Origin of the sequence: Sphingomonas sp. S2M10 (assembly GCF_012650175.1) — a bacterium.
Lineage (GTDB): Bacteria > Pseudomonadota > Alphaproteobacteria > Sphingomonadales > Sphingomonadaceae > Sphingomonas.
The window spans coordinates 13,689-26,064 of record NZ_JAAILI010000022.1 but is presented as its reverse complement, the minus strand read 5'-3'; the positions used below and the strand labels follow the sequence as shown (position 1 = coordinate 26,064).

The following is a 12,376-nucleotide window of genomic DNA, read 5'->3' as shown; positions in this document are numbered from 1 at the left end:
CGCGGGTTGGGGGGGCGTGGCCTAGGACGTGGACCGGCACTGCCGCGCGGCATTCCGCTGCGCGCGGTGCTGCCCAATGCGGTCACGGCGCTCGCCTTGTGCTCCGGCCTCACCGGCATCCGCTTCGCCATCCTGGGCAACTGGGAGGCGGCGGTGCTGATGGTGCTTGCAGCCGCGGTGCTGGACGGCATCGACGGTCGCATCGCCCGGCTCGTGCGCGCCGAGAGCCGGTTCGGGGCCGAACTGGACAGCCTGTCCGATGCGATCTCGTTCGGCGTCGCCCCTGCGCTGATCCTCTATCTCTGGTCGCTCCAGGCGCTTGGCCGCTTCGGCTGGCTCGTCGCGCTGCTCCATGCACTGTTCTGTGCACTGCGACTGGCACGGTTCAACGCGCAGATCGACCTTGTCGAGCAGCCGCACAAGTCTGCCGGCTTTCTCACCGGCGTTCCAGCGCCTGCCGGGGCCGCGCTTGCGCTCACGCCCGTGTATCTATGGTTGTGGACCGGCGAACCGCTCACGCGCGAGCCTCCGATCATCGCCGGATGGACGGTGCTGATTGCGATCCTGATGGTCTCCAGCGTCGCGACCTTCGGCCCGAAGATCCGCCTGCGCCAGAATGTCCGCTTCGAGGCGATCGCCGTGCTGGTCGCGCTCGCTGCGGCCTTGGTGTCCGCGCCGTGGACGACGTTGGCGATCGTCGCGATTGCCTATCTTGCCAGCATTCCGTTCAGCGTTCGTTCCTATCGCCGGATCAGGCGGCTGCGCGTTGCGGGCGGGGACGCGGCATCCGCGCCGGAACCGACCGCACGCTGACGCGCGACAGGCGCGGTGACGGAGCGGGAAGCGCAACCGGTCGCGCCATGCCGAACAGTTCGGCGAAGCGATGCAGCTGCGGATAAATGCTTACGTAGAGCGTCCAGATGGCGGCCGCGAAAGCCGACCCGAACAGAAAAAAGACAGCGAATCCAGTCATTACCCGGCTCCTGATCTTCAACGCCGATCCCAGCGGAACCCAAGAACCTCGAACCGCCGAGACTCCCGCCTGTTCCATCAATCGCGTTCTGATCGCTGTATGTTCCATTCCTGTTCCAGCGTCAAGCGATGTTCCAATAATGTTCCAGCTTGCGTCTGCAGGGGAGATCGACTAAGCGGCCCGCCTCAACCCCGCATGGGAAGCATCATAACCCGGTGTTCGGAGCACTTCCGAATTCCCGCTTCCCAGAGGACCAACCGGAAGGAGTTATCCCTATGGCGGCACCCGTCGTCACCATGCAGCAGCTGCTCGAATCGGGCGCGCACTTCGGTCACCAGACCCATCGCTGGAACCCGAAGATGAAGCCCTACATCTTCGGTGATCGCAACGGCGTTCACATCATCGACCTGTCGCAGACCGTTCCGCTGTTCGCCCGCGCACTCGAGTTCGTCAGCTCCACCGTCGCCGCCGGCGGCAAGGTGCTGTTCGTCGGCACCAAGCGCCAGGCGCAGGAGCCGATCGCCGAGGCAGCGCGTCGTGCGGGCCAGCACTTCGTCAACCATCGCTGGCTGGGCGGCATGCTCACCAACTGGAAGACCATCAGCAACTCGATCAAGCGCCTCAAGACGCTCGAAGAGCAGCTGTCGGGCGACACGCACGGCCTCACCAAGAAGGAAGTGCTGCAGCTCACCCGCGAGCGCGACAAGCTCGAGCTGTCGCTCGGCGGCATCCGTGACATGGGAGGCATTCCCGACATCATGTTCGTGATCGACGCGAACAAGGAAGAGCTGGCGATCAAGGAAGCCAACACGCTCGGCATCCCCGTCGTCGCGGTGCTCGACTCGAACGTTTCGCCGGACGGCATCGCGTTCCCGGTTCCGGGCAACGACGACGCCAGCCGCGCCATCCGCCTCTACTGCGAAGCCATCGCCATCGCCGCGACCCGTGGCGGCCGCGAGGCGCTGATGCAGCAGGGCTATGATTTCGGTGCTGCCGAGCAGCCGCCGGTCGAGGAAGCCGTCGAAGGCTGATCGCCCGCGTCATCGAACCGTAATCGGGGCGGGGCAGGGCGACACGCACTGCTCCGCCCGACTTTTAACTGAGGAATAGAGACATGGCCGAGATCACTGCAGCCGCCGTCAAGGAACTCCGCGAAAAGAGCGGCGCCGGCATGATGGATTGCAAGAAGGCGCTCTCCGAAACCAACGGCGACATGGAAGCCGCTGCCGACTGGCTGCGCGCCAAGGGCCTCGCCGCTGCCGCCAAGAAGTCGAGCCGCACCGCTGCCGAAGGCCTGGTCGGCCTGGCGGTTGCCGGCACCAAGGGTGTCGCCGTCGAGGTGAACTCGCAGACCGACTTCGTCGCCAAGAACGAGATCTTCCAGAACTTCGTGCGCGAGACCACCGCGCTGGCGCTGGAAGCCGGCGACGACATCGCCGCGATCAAGGCCGCGAAGATGGAATCGGGCCAGACCGTCGACGAGACGCTGACCGCCAACATCGCCACCATCGGCGAGAACCAGGTGCTGCGTCGCGCCAAGAAGGTCGAAGTCGCGAACGGTGCGGTGATCCCGTACGTCCACAACGCGGCGGCCCCGGGCCTCGGCAAGATCGGCGTGCTCGTCGCGCTCGAATCGGAAGCCGGTGTCGACGTGCTCGAACCGCTGGGCAAGCAGCTGGCGATGCACATCGCCGCCGCTTTCCCGCTGGCGCTGGACGAGAGCGGCCTGGACCAGGACGTGCTCGCCCGCGAGCGCGCGATCGCTGCCGAAAAGGCTAGCGAGAGCGGCAAGCCGGCCGAGATCATCGAGAAGATGGTGGATGGCGCGGTGAAGAAGTTCGCCAAGGAGAATGCCCTGCTCAGCCAGCTGTTCGTGATGGACGGCAAGACCCCGGTGTCCGACGTCATCGCCAAGGCGGCGAAGGATTCGGGCGCGGCGATCGTGCTGAAGGACTATGTCCGGTTCCAGCTCGGCGAAGGCATCGAGAAGGAAGAGAGCGACTTCGCTGCCGAAGTGGCGGCGACGGCCGGTCTCACCAAGTAATCAGGCGCGCCGGGAGGGGCCGTTCCGACGGCTTTTCCCCGGCATCCACGCTTGTTCGCGCGGCGCGGCTCCTCTAGGGTCCGCGCCGCTTCGCTGTCCGCTCCTCAAGATTTCGGGAACCTCATGACTGCTCCGACCTTCCGCCGCATCCTTCTCAAGCTGTCGGGGGAGGTCCTGATGGGCCAGGGCCAATTCGGCATCGATCCCGAGACCTGCGAGCGCGTCGCGCTCGAGGTGAAGGAGGCCAAGGAAAGCGGCCTCGAAATCTGCATGACCGTCGGCGGCGGCAACATCTTCCGCGGTATCGCCGGCGCCGCGCAGGGCTTCGACCGCGCCAGCGCCGATTATATGGGCATGCTCGCCACCGTGATGAACGCGCTCGCCATGCAGAACGCGCTTGAGAAGGTGGGCGTCGAGACCCGCGTCCAGTCCGCTATCCCGATGGCCAGCGTGTGCGAGCCCTATATCCGCCGCCGCGCCGAGCGGCACATGGAGAAGGGCCGCGTCGTGCTGTTCGCGGCGGGCACCGGCCTGCCGTTCTTCACCACCGACACCACCGCCGCGCTGCGCGCCGCCGAAATGAAGTGCGACGCGCTGTTCAAGGGCACCTCGGTCGACGGCGTGTACGATGCCGATCCCAAGAAGGTGCCGACCGCGACCCGCTATGAAACGCTGAGCTACGACCGCGTCCTTGCCGACAATCTGAAGGTGATGGACGCCTCGGCCGTGGCTTTGTGCCGCGACAACCATATTCCGATCGTGGTGTTCAACATCCGCGGCGAGGGCAATCTCGCCTCGGTGCTCCGGGGCGAGGGGACTTCCACCATCGTCCAGGACGCGACCGCCGCGTAATCCAAATTACCCAAGCTTCAAGGAACGCCGAACATGGCCGCTTACGACAAGGCAGATCTCGAACGCCGCATGGCCGGTGCCGTGGAATCGCTCAAGCACGACCTGACCGGTCTCCGCACCGGCCGCGCCTCGACCACGCTGCTCGATCCGGTGACGGTCGAGGTCTATGGCTCGCACATGCCGATCACCCAGGTGGCGACCGTCTCGGCGCCCGAGCCGCGCATGCTTTCGGTGCAGGTGTGGGACAAGTCGAATGTCGGCCCCGTCGACAAGGCGATCCGCTCGGCGGGCCTCGGCCTCAACCCGATCGTCGACGGCCAGACGCTGCGCCTGCCGATCCCCGACCTGACCGAGGAGCGCCGCAAGGAGCTCGCCAAGCTCGCCAACCAATATGCCGAAAAGGCCCGTATCGCTGCGCGCAACGTGCGCCGCGACGGCATGGACAACCTCAAGACCGACGAGAAGAAGGGCGTGTTCGGCGAGGACGAGCGCAAGCGTCACGAAACCGAGGTCCAGAAGCTTACCGACGCCACCATCGCGGATATCGACGCTGCAGCGGCGGCCAAGGAAAAGGAAATTCTGGGCAAGTGATCCGCGCCGGGGGGTCTGGTGTGGCCGAAAGGGCCGGGCGCGGTGGCCGTTAAGCTGGCCTCCGCCTCGGGTGGCGGAACCCCGCCGCCCCGCCACGTCGCGATCATCATGGACGGGAACGGCCGCTGGGCGAAGAAGCGGCTGCTGCCGCGTGTTGCCGGGCACCGGCAGGGCGTGGAGGCAGTTCGCCGCGTCGCGCGCGCTGCCCGTGCGCTCGGTATCGAGGTGCTGACCCTCTACGCCTTCTCGTCCGAGAATTGGCGACGGCCCGAAGAGGAAGTCGGCGCGCTGATGGGATTGCTGCGCCAGTTCCTTGAGCGCGAACTCGACGAGATCGTCGCCGACGGCGTCAAGCTGCGTGTGATCGGCGACTGGCGCCAGCTCTCGCCCGATCTGGTGACGATGATCGATGCCGCCATCGCGCGCACGGCGGTCAATACCGGGCCGACGCTGGTGCTCGCGCTCAATTACGGCGCCCAGGCCGAACTGCTGGCGGCCGCCCGGCGACTGGCCGAGCAGGCGCGCGACGGTACGCTCGATCCGGCGGCGATCGACGAGGCGCATTTTGAAAGCGAGCTGGAAACGGCGGGCCTGCCGCCGCTCGACCTGCTGATCCGCACCTCGGGTGAGCAGCGGCTCTCCAATTTCCTGCTGTGGCAGGCCGCCTATGCCGAACTGCTGTTCGTCGACACGCTTTGGCCCGATTTCGACGAGCGCGCGCTGGCCGATGCGCTGGCCCGGTTCGGGCAGCGCCAGCGGCGTTTCGGCGGCCTGTGAGCAAGCATTCGGATCTTCCCAAGCGCGCGGTGGTGGGGCTGGCGCTGGTCGGGCTGGCGCTCGCCGCGCTGTGGGCCGGTGGCTGGGGATTCTGGCTGGTCATCACGGTGATGGCCGTGCTGATGATCGGCGAATGGGCACTGCTCGCCGGCGATACCGCCAGGCGGCGGCTTACCCAATATGTGCTGATGGTGCCGCTGGCGATCCTCAGTCCTGCCGCGGCGGGACCGGGTTTCCTGGCCCTGGGGCTGGTGTTCGGTGCGTTCTTCTTCGTCGCGATCGTGACCCGCAACGGCAAGCTGGCGGCGGGACAGGTCTATGTCGGGCTGCCGGTACTGGCACTGCTGCTGCTGCGTGACCATCCGCAGGGCTTCGCCGCGACGCTATGGACGATGGCGATCGTCTGGGTTTGCGACAGTGGTGCCTATTTCGCCGGTCGCGCGATCGGCGGCCCCAAGCTGGCGCCGGCGATCAGCCCGAACAAGACCTGGGCGGGGCTGGTCGGCGGGTTGGTCGCGGCGATCCTGTTTTCCGCCGCCTTCGTCGCAATCGCACCGGGCAGCGCGATCGACTGGTGGCTGATCGCGGTGTCGCCGCTGGTCGCCTTCGCGTCGCAGATCGGCGACCTCTACGAGAGCCATCTCAAGCGCGTCGCCGGTGTGAAGGATTCCAGCAACCTGCTGCCGGGCCATGGCGGCATTCTCGATCGGCTGGACGGGCTGGTCTTCGCCGCACCGGTTGCGGCATTGTTTTTTGCGATCCATCATCAGGTGGTTGCGGGAGGATACTGGTGGTGAAGCGCGTCACGGTGCTGGGGGCGACCGGATCGGTCGGCACCTCGACACTCGATCTGATTGAACGAAATCCGCACGCCTTCGAGGTGGTGGCGCTGACCGCCAATTGCGATGTCGAGAAGCTGGCCGCCGCGGCGATCCGCACCCGCGCCCGCTGCGCCGTGGTCGCGGACGAGACGTGCCTGCCGGCGCTGCAGGAGCGGCTGGCGGGCAGCGGCGTCGAGGCGATGGGCGGATCGCATTCGGTGTGCGACGTCGCGCGCATGGGCGCCGACTGGACCATGGCCGCAATCGTCGGCAGCGCGGGCCTCAAGCCGGTAATGGCGGCGCTGGAGGCAGGCGGCACGGTGGCGCTGGCCAACAAGGAGTCGCTGGTTTCGGCGGGTGAGGTGATGATGGCGGCAGCCCGCGCGCACGGCGCGACGCTGCTCCCGGTCGACTCGGAGCACAATGCCGTGTTCCAGTGCCTTGATCGCACCGCGCCCAAGGGGGTTCGCCGCATCATTCTGACCGCCAGCGGCGGTCCGTTCCGCGCGACGCCCAAGGCGGCGATGCGCGGCATCACCCCGGCACAGGCGGTGGCGCATCCCAACTGGTCGATGGGCGCCAAGATCTCGGTCGATTCGGCGACGATGATGAACAAGGGCCTCGAACTGATCGAGGCATTCCACCTGTTCCCGGTTGCCGCCGAACAGCTTGCGGTACTGGTGCATCGCCAGTCCGTGGTCCATTCGATGGTGGAATATGTCGACGGGTCGGTGCTGGCGCAGCTCGGCACGCCCGACATGCGCACGCCGATCGCCTATGCACTGGCCTGGCCGGAGCGGATGGAGACACCGTGCCCCCCGCTCGATCTCGCTGCGGTGGGCACGCTCGAGTTCGAAAATCCCGATCTCGATCGTTTCCCGGCGCTCGCACTGGCGATGGAGGCGTTGAAAGCAGGCGGCGCGCGGCCCGCGATCCTCAACGCCGCCAACGAAGTCGCAGTCGCGGCCTTTCTTGCCGGTCGGATCGGATTTCTTGAAATTGCCGCAATCTCTGCCGATACGCTTAGTCGCTATCACCCGGCCGCTCCGGAAACGCTCGATGCCGTATTGGCGATCGACGAGGAGGCGCGGCACTATGCGGCTGAGCGAGTGAAGGACTGCGTCGCTTGATCCAATCCCCCGGCATCCTGCTCACCATTCTGGCGTTCGCGCTGGTGATCGGGCCGCTCGTGTTCCTGCACGAGCTGGGACATTATCTGGCGGGCCGGATCTTCGGCGTGAAGGCCGAGGAATTCTCGATCGGTTTCGGCCGCGAGATCGCCGGCATCACCGATCGTCGCGGCACGCGGTGGAAGTTCAGCCTGCTGCCGCTGGGCGGCTATGTCCGCTTCGCCGGCGACATGAACCCGGCCAGCCAGCCTTCGCCCGAATGGCTGCAGCTGCCGGCGAGCGAACGCGCCAAGACCTTCCAGGCGAAGCCCTTGTGGCAGCGCGCGATCATCGTCGCGGCCGGGCCGATCATGAATTTTCTGATCGCGATCGTCATTCTCTCGGCGTTCGCCTTCATGTTCGGCGAGAACCGGACGCCGTCGGTGGTGGGCACCGTGCTGCAGGGCAGCGCCGCCGCCAAGGCGGGCCTCGCCCCCGGCGACCGCATCACCGGACTCGGCGGGCGCACCGTCGAAACCTATTCCGATATGGTGCAGTTCACTCAGCTTCGACCCAACGAGCCGGTGCGGATCACCTTTGTTCGCGGCGGGGCCGAGCGCAGCGTCGATGCGGTGATCGGCGCGCGGCTGGAGCGCGACCGGTTCGGCAATGAATATCGTATCGGGCAGCTCGGTATCGGCGCGGCGGGCTCCACGCAGGTGCCGGTCAGCCTGATCGAGGCGCCTTTGGTGGGGCTGCGCACCACGGCCGACATCGTCCGCATGACGGTGGACGGCCTCGGCCAGATCATCACCGGCCGCCGTTCGGTGTCCGAACTGGGCGGGCCGCTGAAGATTGCGCAGGTCTCCGGCGAACGGCTTTCCATGGGTCCGATCGAGTTCGCGTTCCTGATCGCGCTGGTCTCCATTAATCTGGGATTCATCAACCTGTTGCCAGTCCCGGTACTGGATGGTGGTCATCTCCTGTTCTACGCCGTCGAGGCGGTCCGCCGGCGCCCGGTGGAACCGCAGGTGATGGAATGGGCGTTCCGGGGCGGCATGCTCGCGATCCTCGCGCTGATGCTGTTCGTGACGCTCAACGATCTGGGCGCATTCGGTGTGTGGAGACATCTGGCCGGCTTGATCGGCTGAGGGGGTTCGTGCAGGGCGGCACTATGCCGCGCGCGTTCCGGCAATATTTGGATTCCGACTGGGGTGGGATGGTGACTGCGATCAAGGCAAGCAATTTGGGCGCGCGGGCGACGGCTACGCTGTTGGCAGGGACGATCCTGTCGGGCGTGGTAGCGCCGGCAGAGGCGCAGACCGCGGCGACGCCCGCGGCGCCGGCGGCCCAGCCTCAGGCGGCCCCCGCTCCGGTGACGCCGGCGGTGGTGCGCACGATCAAGTCGCTGCGGGTGGAAGGCTCGCAGCGCATCGAACCGGAAACGGTGCTCAGCTACACGCGGCTGCGCGTGGGCGACAATTATACCAACGAGACGATCGACCAGGCGATCAAGGACCTGCTCGCTTCCGAACTGCTCGCCGATGTGCAGATCGAAGGTGTCGAGTCCGGCAATTTGGTGCTGCGCATCCGCGAGAACCCGGTGATCAACCGGGTCGTCTTCGAAGGCAACAAGCGGCTGAAGCAGGACAAGATCGACAAGGAGATCAAGCTCAGGCCCCGCCAGATCTTCACGCGCACCGCCGTGCGCGCCGACATTGCGCGGATCATCGAGCTGTATCGCCGTCAGGGCCGCTTCGCCGCGCGGGTCGAGCCGAAGATGGTCAGCCTCGATCAGAACCGCGTCGACGTGATCTTCGAGATCCATGAAGGTGCGAAGTCGAAGGTCCGCCAGATCAACATCATCGGCAACGAGGTGTTCTCGGACAAGAAGCTGCGCGGGCAGATGGCGACCAAGGTGGCCAGCCTTTCGCACTTTCTCAGCTCGAACACCTCGTACGACCAGGATCGCCTGGCCTATGACCAGCAGAAGCTGCGGCAATATTACCTGACCGAGGGCTATGCCGATTTCCGCGTGATCTCGGCGGTGGCCGAGCTGACGCCGGACAAGAAGGACTTCATCATCACCTATGTGGTGGAGGAAGGCCCCCGCTACAAGTTCGGCCCGGTCACGGTCGACAGCGCGATCCGCGACTTCGACGACAAGAAGCTCGCCAGCGCGCTGCCGATCAAGGAAGGCCAGTGGTATAACGCCAAGACCGTCGAGGACACGATCGAGCAGCTGAGCGAGACCGCCGGCCTGTTCGGCTATGCCTTTGCCGACGTTCGCCCTGACTATCAGCGCAACAAGGATGCGCTGACGATGTCGATCAATTTCCACATCGGCGAGGCGAACCGCACCTATGTCGAGCGCGTGGAGATCACCGGCAACCGCCAGACGCAGGACAAGGTGATCCGCCGCGAACTGCGCGTGGCCGAAGGCGACGCGTTCAATACCTTCCTGGTCAAGCGTTCGCAGGACCGCATCAACAGCCTGGGCTATTTCCAGGACAAGTTCGAGATCGAGCGCAAGGAAGGCTCGGCACCCGATCGGATCGTGCTCGGCGCGAATGTGGAGGAAAAGCCGAACGGCGAACTGACGCTGTCGGCCGGTTTCTCCAGCCTGGAGCGCTTCATCCTCCAGGCCTCGATCCGCCAGCGCAACTTCCGCGGCATGGGCCAGACGGCGAGCATCTCCGCCGATTATTCGAGCTACTCGAAGTCGGTTGAACTGGGCTTCACCGAGCCCTATCTGTTCGACAGCAACATCGCGCTGGGCGCGACGATCTTCCGTCGCGACTATAACAGCTTCAGCTACGGCCTGAACAATTCGCGCAACACCACCTACCAGCAGGTATCGACCGGCTTCCAGCTGGTCGCGGGTCTGCCGCTGACCGAATACTGGACGCTGTCCGCGCGTTATTATCTGGCGAAGGACAATGTCACGCTCGACGAGAGCCAGTTCTACACGGACGGCAAGTGCGATCCGTTCCGGGCCGGCCGCTATTATTGTGAAGCGGTGGGCAATCGACTGACGTCGCTGGTCGGCCTGTCGGTGATCTATGACAGCCTCAACAGCCGCCTGCGGCCGACGCGCGGCCATCGCGTTTCGATGGGCGTCGATGTCGCGGGTCTTGGCGGCGATGTCCGCTACGTTCGCGGCCGGTTCGATGGCGCAAAATATTGGGGTCTCGGCAGCGGCTTCGTGTTCTCGGTCACCGGCGAAGGCGGCGTGATCAAGAGCCTGGACGGATCCGAGGTCCGCATCACCGATCGCTTCTATCTGGGCGAGCCGCAGTTCCGCGGCTTCGACATTCGCGGCGTGGGTCCGCGCGTGCAGCGGTACCAGTATAGCGGCGATCCGGCGACCGGCACCCAGGCGCTGATCACCGATCGCGACCAGATCATCGACGACGCGCTGGGCGGCAAGGCCTATTATCTGACCAAGGCGGAGCTCGAGCTGCCGCTTGGCTCGGGTGCGGCGGAACTTGGGCTGCGACCGTCGGTCTATGTCCAGATGGGCTCGCTGTTCTCGATCCGGCAGCCGCAGACGAACAATTACTTCCCCGCCTATATCGACCCCGCTACCGGCCTGCCCGGCGTGAACAAGGACGGTTCGCCCTCGCTGCTGCCGCGGCCGCTGAACGACAGTGCCGGCAACGCGCTCTACACCGTCACCAGCGGAACCTATGCCGGCTATGTCACGCCGTGCACGATCGGCTACGCGCCTGCCATCGGCCAGGCGTGCGTCGGCACCTCGGTCAACAGCCGTGCGCTCAACTCGACCGCGGTTTTCTATGAACAGTATCGCGGCAGCACCGCCTCACCGCGCATTTCGGTTGGCATCGGTGTCAACTGGAATTCGCCGTTCGGCCCGTTGCGCATCGACCTTGCCAAGGCGCTGGTCAGCCAGCCCGGCGACGACAAGAAGCTCATCACTTTCAACGTAGGGACTCAGTTCTAATGACGAAGAACCGTGTAATCGCGGCGGCGCTTGCCGCCTCGGCGGCGATGGCCGTCGCTGCGCCGGCCTCGGCGCAGGTCGCCGGCATCGCCACCATCAACACGATCGAGGCGATCACCCGCGCCAAGGCGTTCACCACTGCGGAGACGCAGCTGGACACCACCTACAAGCCGGTGCGCGACCAGATCCAGGCGCGCCAGACCAAGTTCCAGACGGACGCGCGTTCGCTGATCACCACGATCGACACGAACAAGGACGGCCAGGTTTCGGAAGCCGAAGAGCAGGCTGCGGCCGCGCGCAAGGATCCGAACTACACCCAGCTCATGACCCTGCAGAACCAGGCGAACGAGGAAATCCAGAAGCTGCAGATGCCGTCGATCCTGGCGGAACTGTTCGCGTTCGAGAAGATCCTCTCGCTCTATGACGCGGCGCAAATCTCGGTCGTCAATGCTCGCAAGGTCAACGTGATCCTGACGCCGGAAGCGATCGTCTACGCTCCCGATGCGGTGGACGTCACCGACGCGGTGGTCGCGGAGCTCGACAAGACGCCGACCGTCGCGATCACGCCGCCGGCGAACTGGCAGCCGCAGCAGCGCACCGTGCAGTTCCAGCAGCAGGTGAACGAACTCAAGCGCCGCGCCTATCAGCTCGCCGCCGCGCGTGCCCAGCAGCAGCAGCAGCAGGGTGCCGCTGCGGCACCGGGTGCCGCGCGTCCGGCCGCTGCGCCGGCGACCAGGCCGGCCAAGCCCGAACCGCGGTGAGCGGCGAGGGGCAGGGGGGCAGCAACATCGGTCCGCTCGATATCGGGCGGGTGATGGCGGCGCTGCCCCACCGCTTTCCGATGCTGCTGGTCGACCGGGTCGAGGAGCTGATCCTCGACCAGTCGATCGTGGCGGTGAAGGCGGTGACGATCAACGAGTCGTTCTTCCAGGGCCATTTCCCCGGCCGGCCGATCATGCCGGGCGTGCTCACCGTCGAGGCGCTTGCCCAGGCGGCGGGCGTGCTGGCGGTCGAGTCGCTGGGGCTCGCCGGCTCGGGCAAGCTCGTCTACTTCATGGCGATCGACAAGGTGAAGTTCCGCAAGCCGGTGGAACCGGGCGTGCTGCTCAAGCTCCACGTCGAATTCGTGCAGAAGCGCGCGCGCGTCTGCAAGTTCGCCGGCAGGGCGCTGGTCGACGGCGAGCTGGCGGCGGAATGCGAATTCACCGCAATGATCGCCGATCCGCCGAGCGCGTGATCGGGGCG

At 66.0% G+C, this 12,376-nt stretch carries 12 protein-coding genes; all 12 read left to right on the top strand.

What is annotated here, in order from left to right; all coding sequences use genetic code 11:
* The first annotated feature begins 39 nt into the window (after positions 1 to 39).
* Positions 40 to 813 (top strand): CDP-diacylglycerol--serine O-phosphatidyltransferase, encoded by a 774-nt coding sequence (gene pssA / locus S2M10_RS06135; RefSeq protein ID WP_168845439.1) that lies wholly within the window; start codon positions 40 to 42, stop codon positions 811 to 813.
* 435 nt (positions 814 to 1,248) lie between these two features.
* The gene (gene rpsB, locus S2M10_RS06130) at positions 1,249 to 2,004 is read left to right on the top strand and encodes a 30S ribosomal protein S2 (RefSeq protein WP_019369395.1); all 756 of its coding nucleotides are present in this window, start codon (positions 1,249 to 1,251) and stop codon (positions 2,002 to 2,004) included.
* Positions 2,005 to 2,087: 83 nt separating this feature from the next.
* Positions 2,088 to 3,017 (top strand): translation elongation factor Ts, encoded by a 930-nt coding sequence (gene tsf, locus S2M10_RS06125; RefSeq protein WP_168845314.1) that lies wholly within the window; start codon positions 2,088 to 2,090, stop codon positions 3,015 to 3,017.
* Positions 3,018 to 3,140: 123 nt separating this feature from the next.
* Entirely contained in the window at positions 3,141 to 3,869 is a 729-nt protein-coding gene (gene pyrH, locus S2M10_RS06120; protein WP_168845313.1) for a UMP kinase, read from the top strand.
* Between the two features lie 33 nt (positions 3,870 to 3,902).
* Positions 3,903 to 4,460 carry a ribosome recycling factor gene (frr, locus tag S2M10_RS06115; RefSeq protein ID WP_168845312.1) on the top strand — a complete coding sequence of 186 codons (558 nt, stop codon included), beginning with the start codon at positions 3,903 to 3,905 and terminating at the stop codon, positions 4,458 to 4,460.
* A gap of 108 nt (positions 4,461 to 4,568) precedes the next feature.
* Positions 4,569 to 5,237, top strand: coding sequence for a polyprenyl diphosphate synthase (uppS, locus tag S2M10_RS06110; RefSeq protein ID WP_247650678.1), 669 nt, complete (start codon positions 4,569 to 4,571; stop codon positions 5,235 to 5,237).
* The gene (locus S2M10_RS06105) at positions 5,234 to 6,034 is read left to right on the top strand and encodes a phosphatidate cytidylyltransferase (protein WP_168845311.1); all 801 of its coding nucleotides are present in this window, start codon (positions 5,234 to 5,236) and stop codon (positions 6,032 to 6,034) included. Before uppS ends, S2M10_RS06105 begins: the two co-directional genes overlap by 4 nt.
* Positions 6,031 to 7,188 carry a 1-deoxy-D-xylulose-5-phosphate reductoisomerase gene (locus tag S2M10_RS06100; RefSeq protein WP_168845310.1) on the top strand — a complete coding sequence of 386 codons (1,158 nt, stop codon included), beginning with the start codon at positions 6,031 to 6,033 and terminating at the stop codon, positions 7,186 to 7,188. Before S2M10_RS06105 ends, S2M10_RS06100 begins: the two co-directional genes overlap by 4 nt.
* Positions 7,185 to 8,318 carry a M50 family metallopeptidase gene (locus S2M10_RS06095; protein WP_168845309.1) on the top strand — a complete coding sequence of 378 codons (1,134 nt, stop codon included), beginning with the start codon at positions 7,185 to 7,187 and terminating at the stop codon, positions 8,316 to 8,318. The genes S2M10_RS06100 and S2M10_RS06095 overlap by 4 nt, the downstream gene beginning before the upstream one ends.
* A gap of 68 nt (positions 8,319 to 8,386) precedes the next feature.
* On the top strand, positions 8,387 to 11,131 hold the full coding sequence (gene bamA / locus S2M10_RS06090; protein ID WP_168845437.1) for an outer membrane protein assembly factor BamA: 2,745 nt from the start codon (positions 8,387 to 8,389) through the stop codon (positions 11,129 to 11,131).
* Positions 11,131 to 11,892 (top strand): OmpH family outer membrane protein, encoded by a 762-nt coding sequence (locus S2M10_RS06085; RefSeq protein ID WP_168845308.1) that lies wholly within the window; start codon positions 11,131 to 11,133, stop codon positions 11,890 to 11,892. Before bamA ends, S2M10_RS06085 begins: the two co-directional genes overlap by 1 nt.
* Positions 11,889 to 12,368 (top strand): 3-hydroxyacyl-ACP dehydratase FabZ, encoded by a 480-nt coding sequence (gene fabZ / locus S2M10_RS06080; RefSeq protein ID WP_168845307.1) that lies wholly within the window; start codon positions 11,889 to 11,891, stop codon positions 12,366 to 12,368. Before S2M10_RS06085 ends, fabZ begins: the two co-directional genes overlap by 4 nt.
* The last annotated feature ends 8 nt before the right edge of the window (positions 12,369 to 12,376 follow it).

Excerpts from the sequence above, each read along its gene's own strand:
- rpsB (WP_019369395.1), top strand. The coding sequence starts at position 1,249 with ATGGCGGCACCCGTCGTCACCATGCAGCAGCTGCTCGAATCGGGCGCG.
- tsf (WP_168845314.1), top strand. The coding sequence starts at position 2,088 with ATGGCCGAGATCACTGCAGCCGCCGTCAAGGAACTCCGCGAAAAGAGC.
- pyrH (WP_168845313.1), top strand. The coding sequence starts at position 3,141 with ATGACTGCTCCGACCTTCCGCCGCATCCTTCTCAAGCTGTCGGGGGAG.
- frr (WP_168845312.1), top strand. The coding sequence starts at position 3,903 with ATGGCCGCTTACGACAAGGCAGATCTCGAACGCCGCATGGCCGGTGCC.
- uppS (WP_247650678.1), top strand. The coding sequence starts at position 4,569 with ATGGACGGGAACGGCCGCTGGGCGAAGAAGCGGCTGCTGCCGCGTGTT.
- bamA (WP_168845437.1), top strand. The coding sequence starts at position 8,387 with ATGGTGACTGCGATCAAGGCAAGCAATTTGGGCGCGCGGGCGACGGCT.
- S2M10_RS06085 (WP_168845308.1), top strand. The coding sequence starts at position 11,131 with ATGACGAAGAACCGTGTAATCGCGGCGGCGCTTGCCGCCTCGGCGGCG.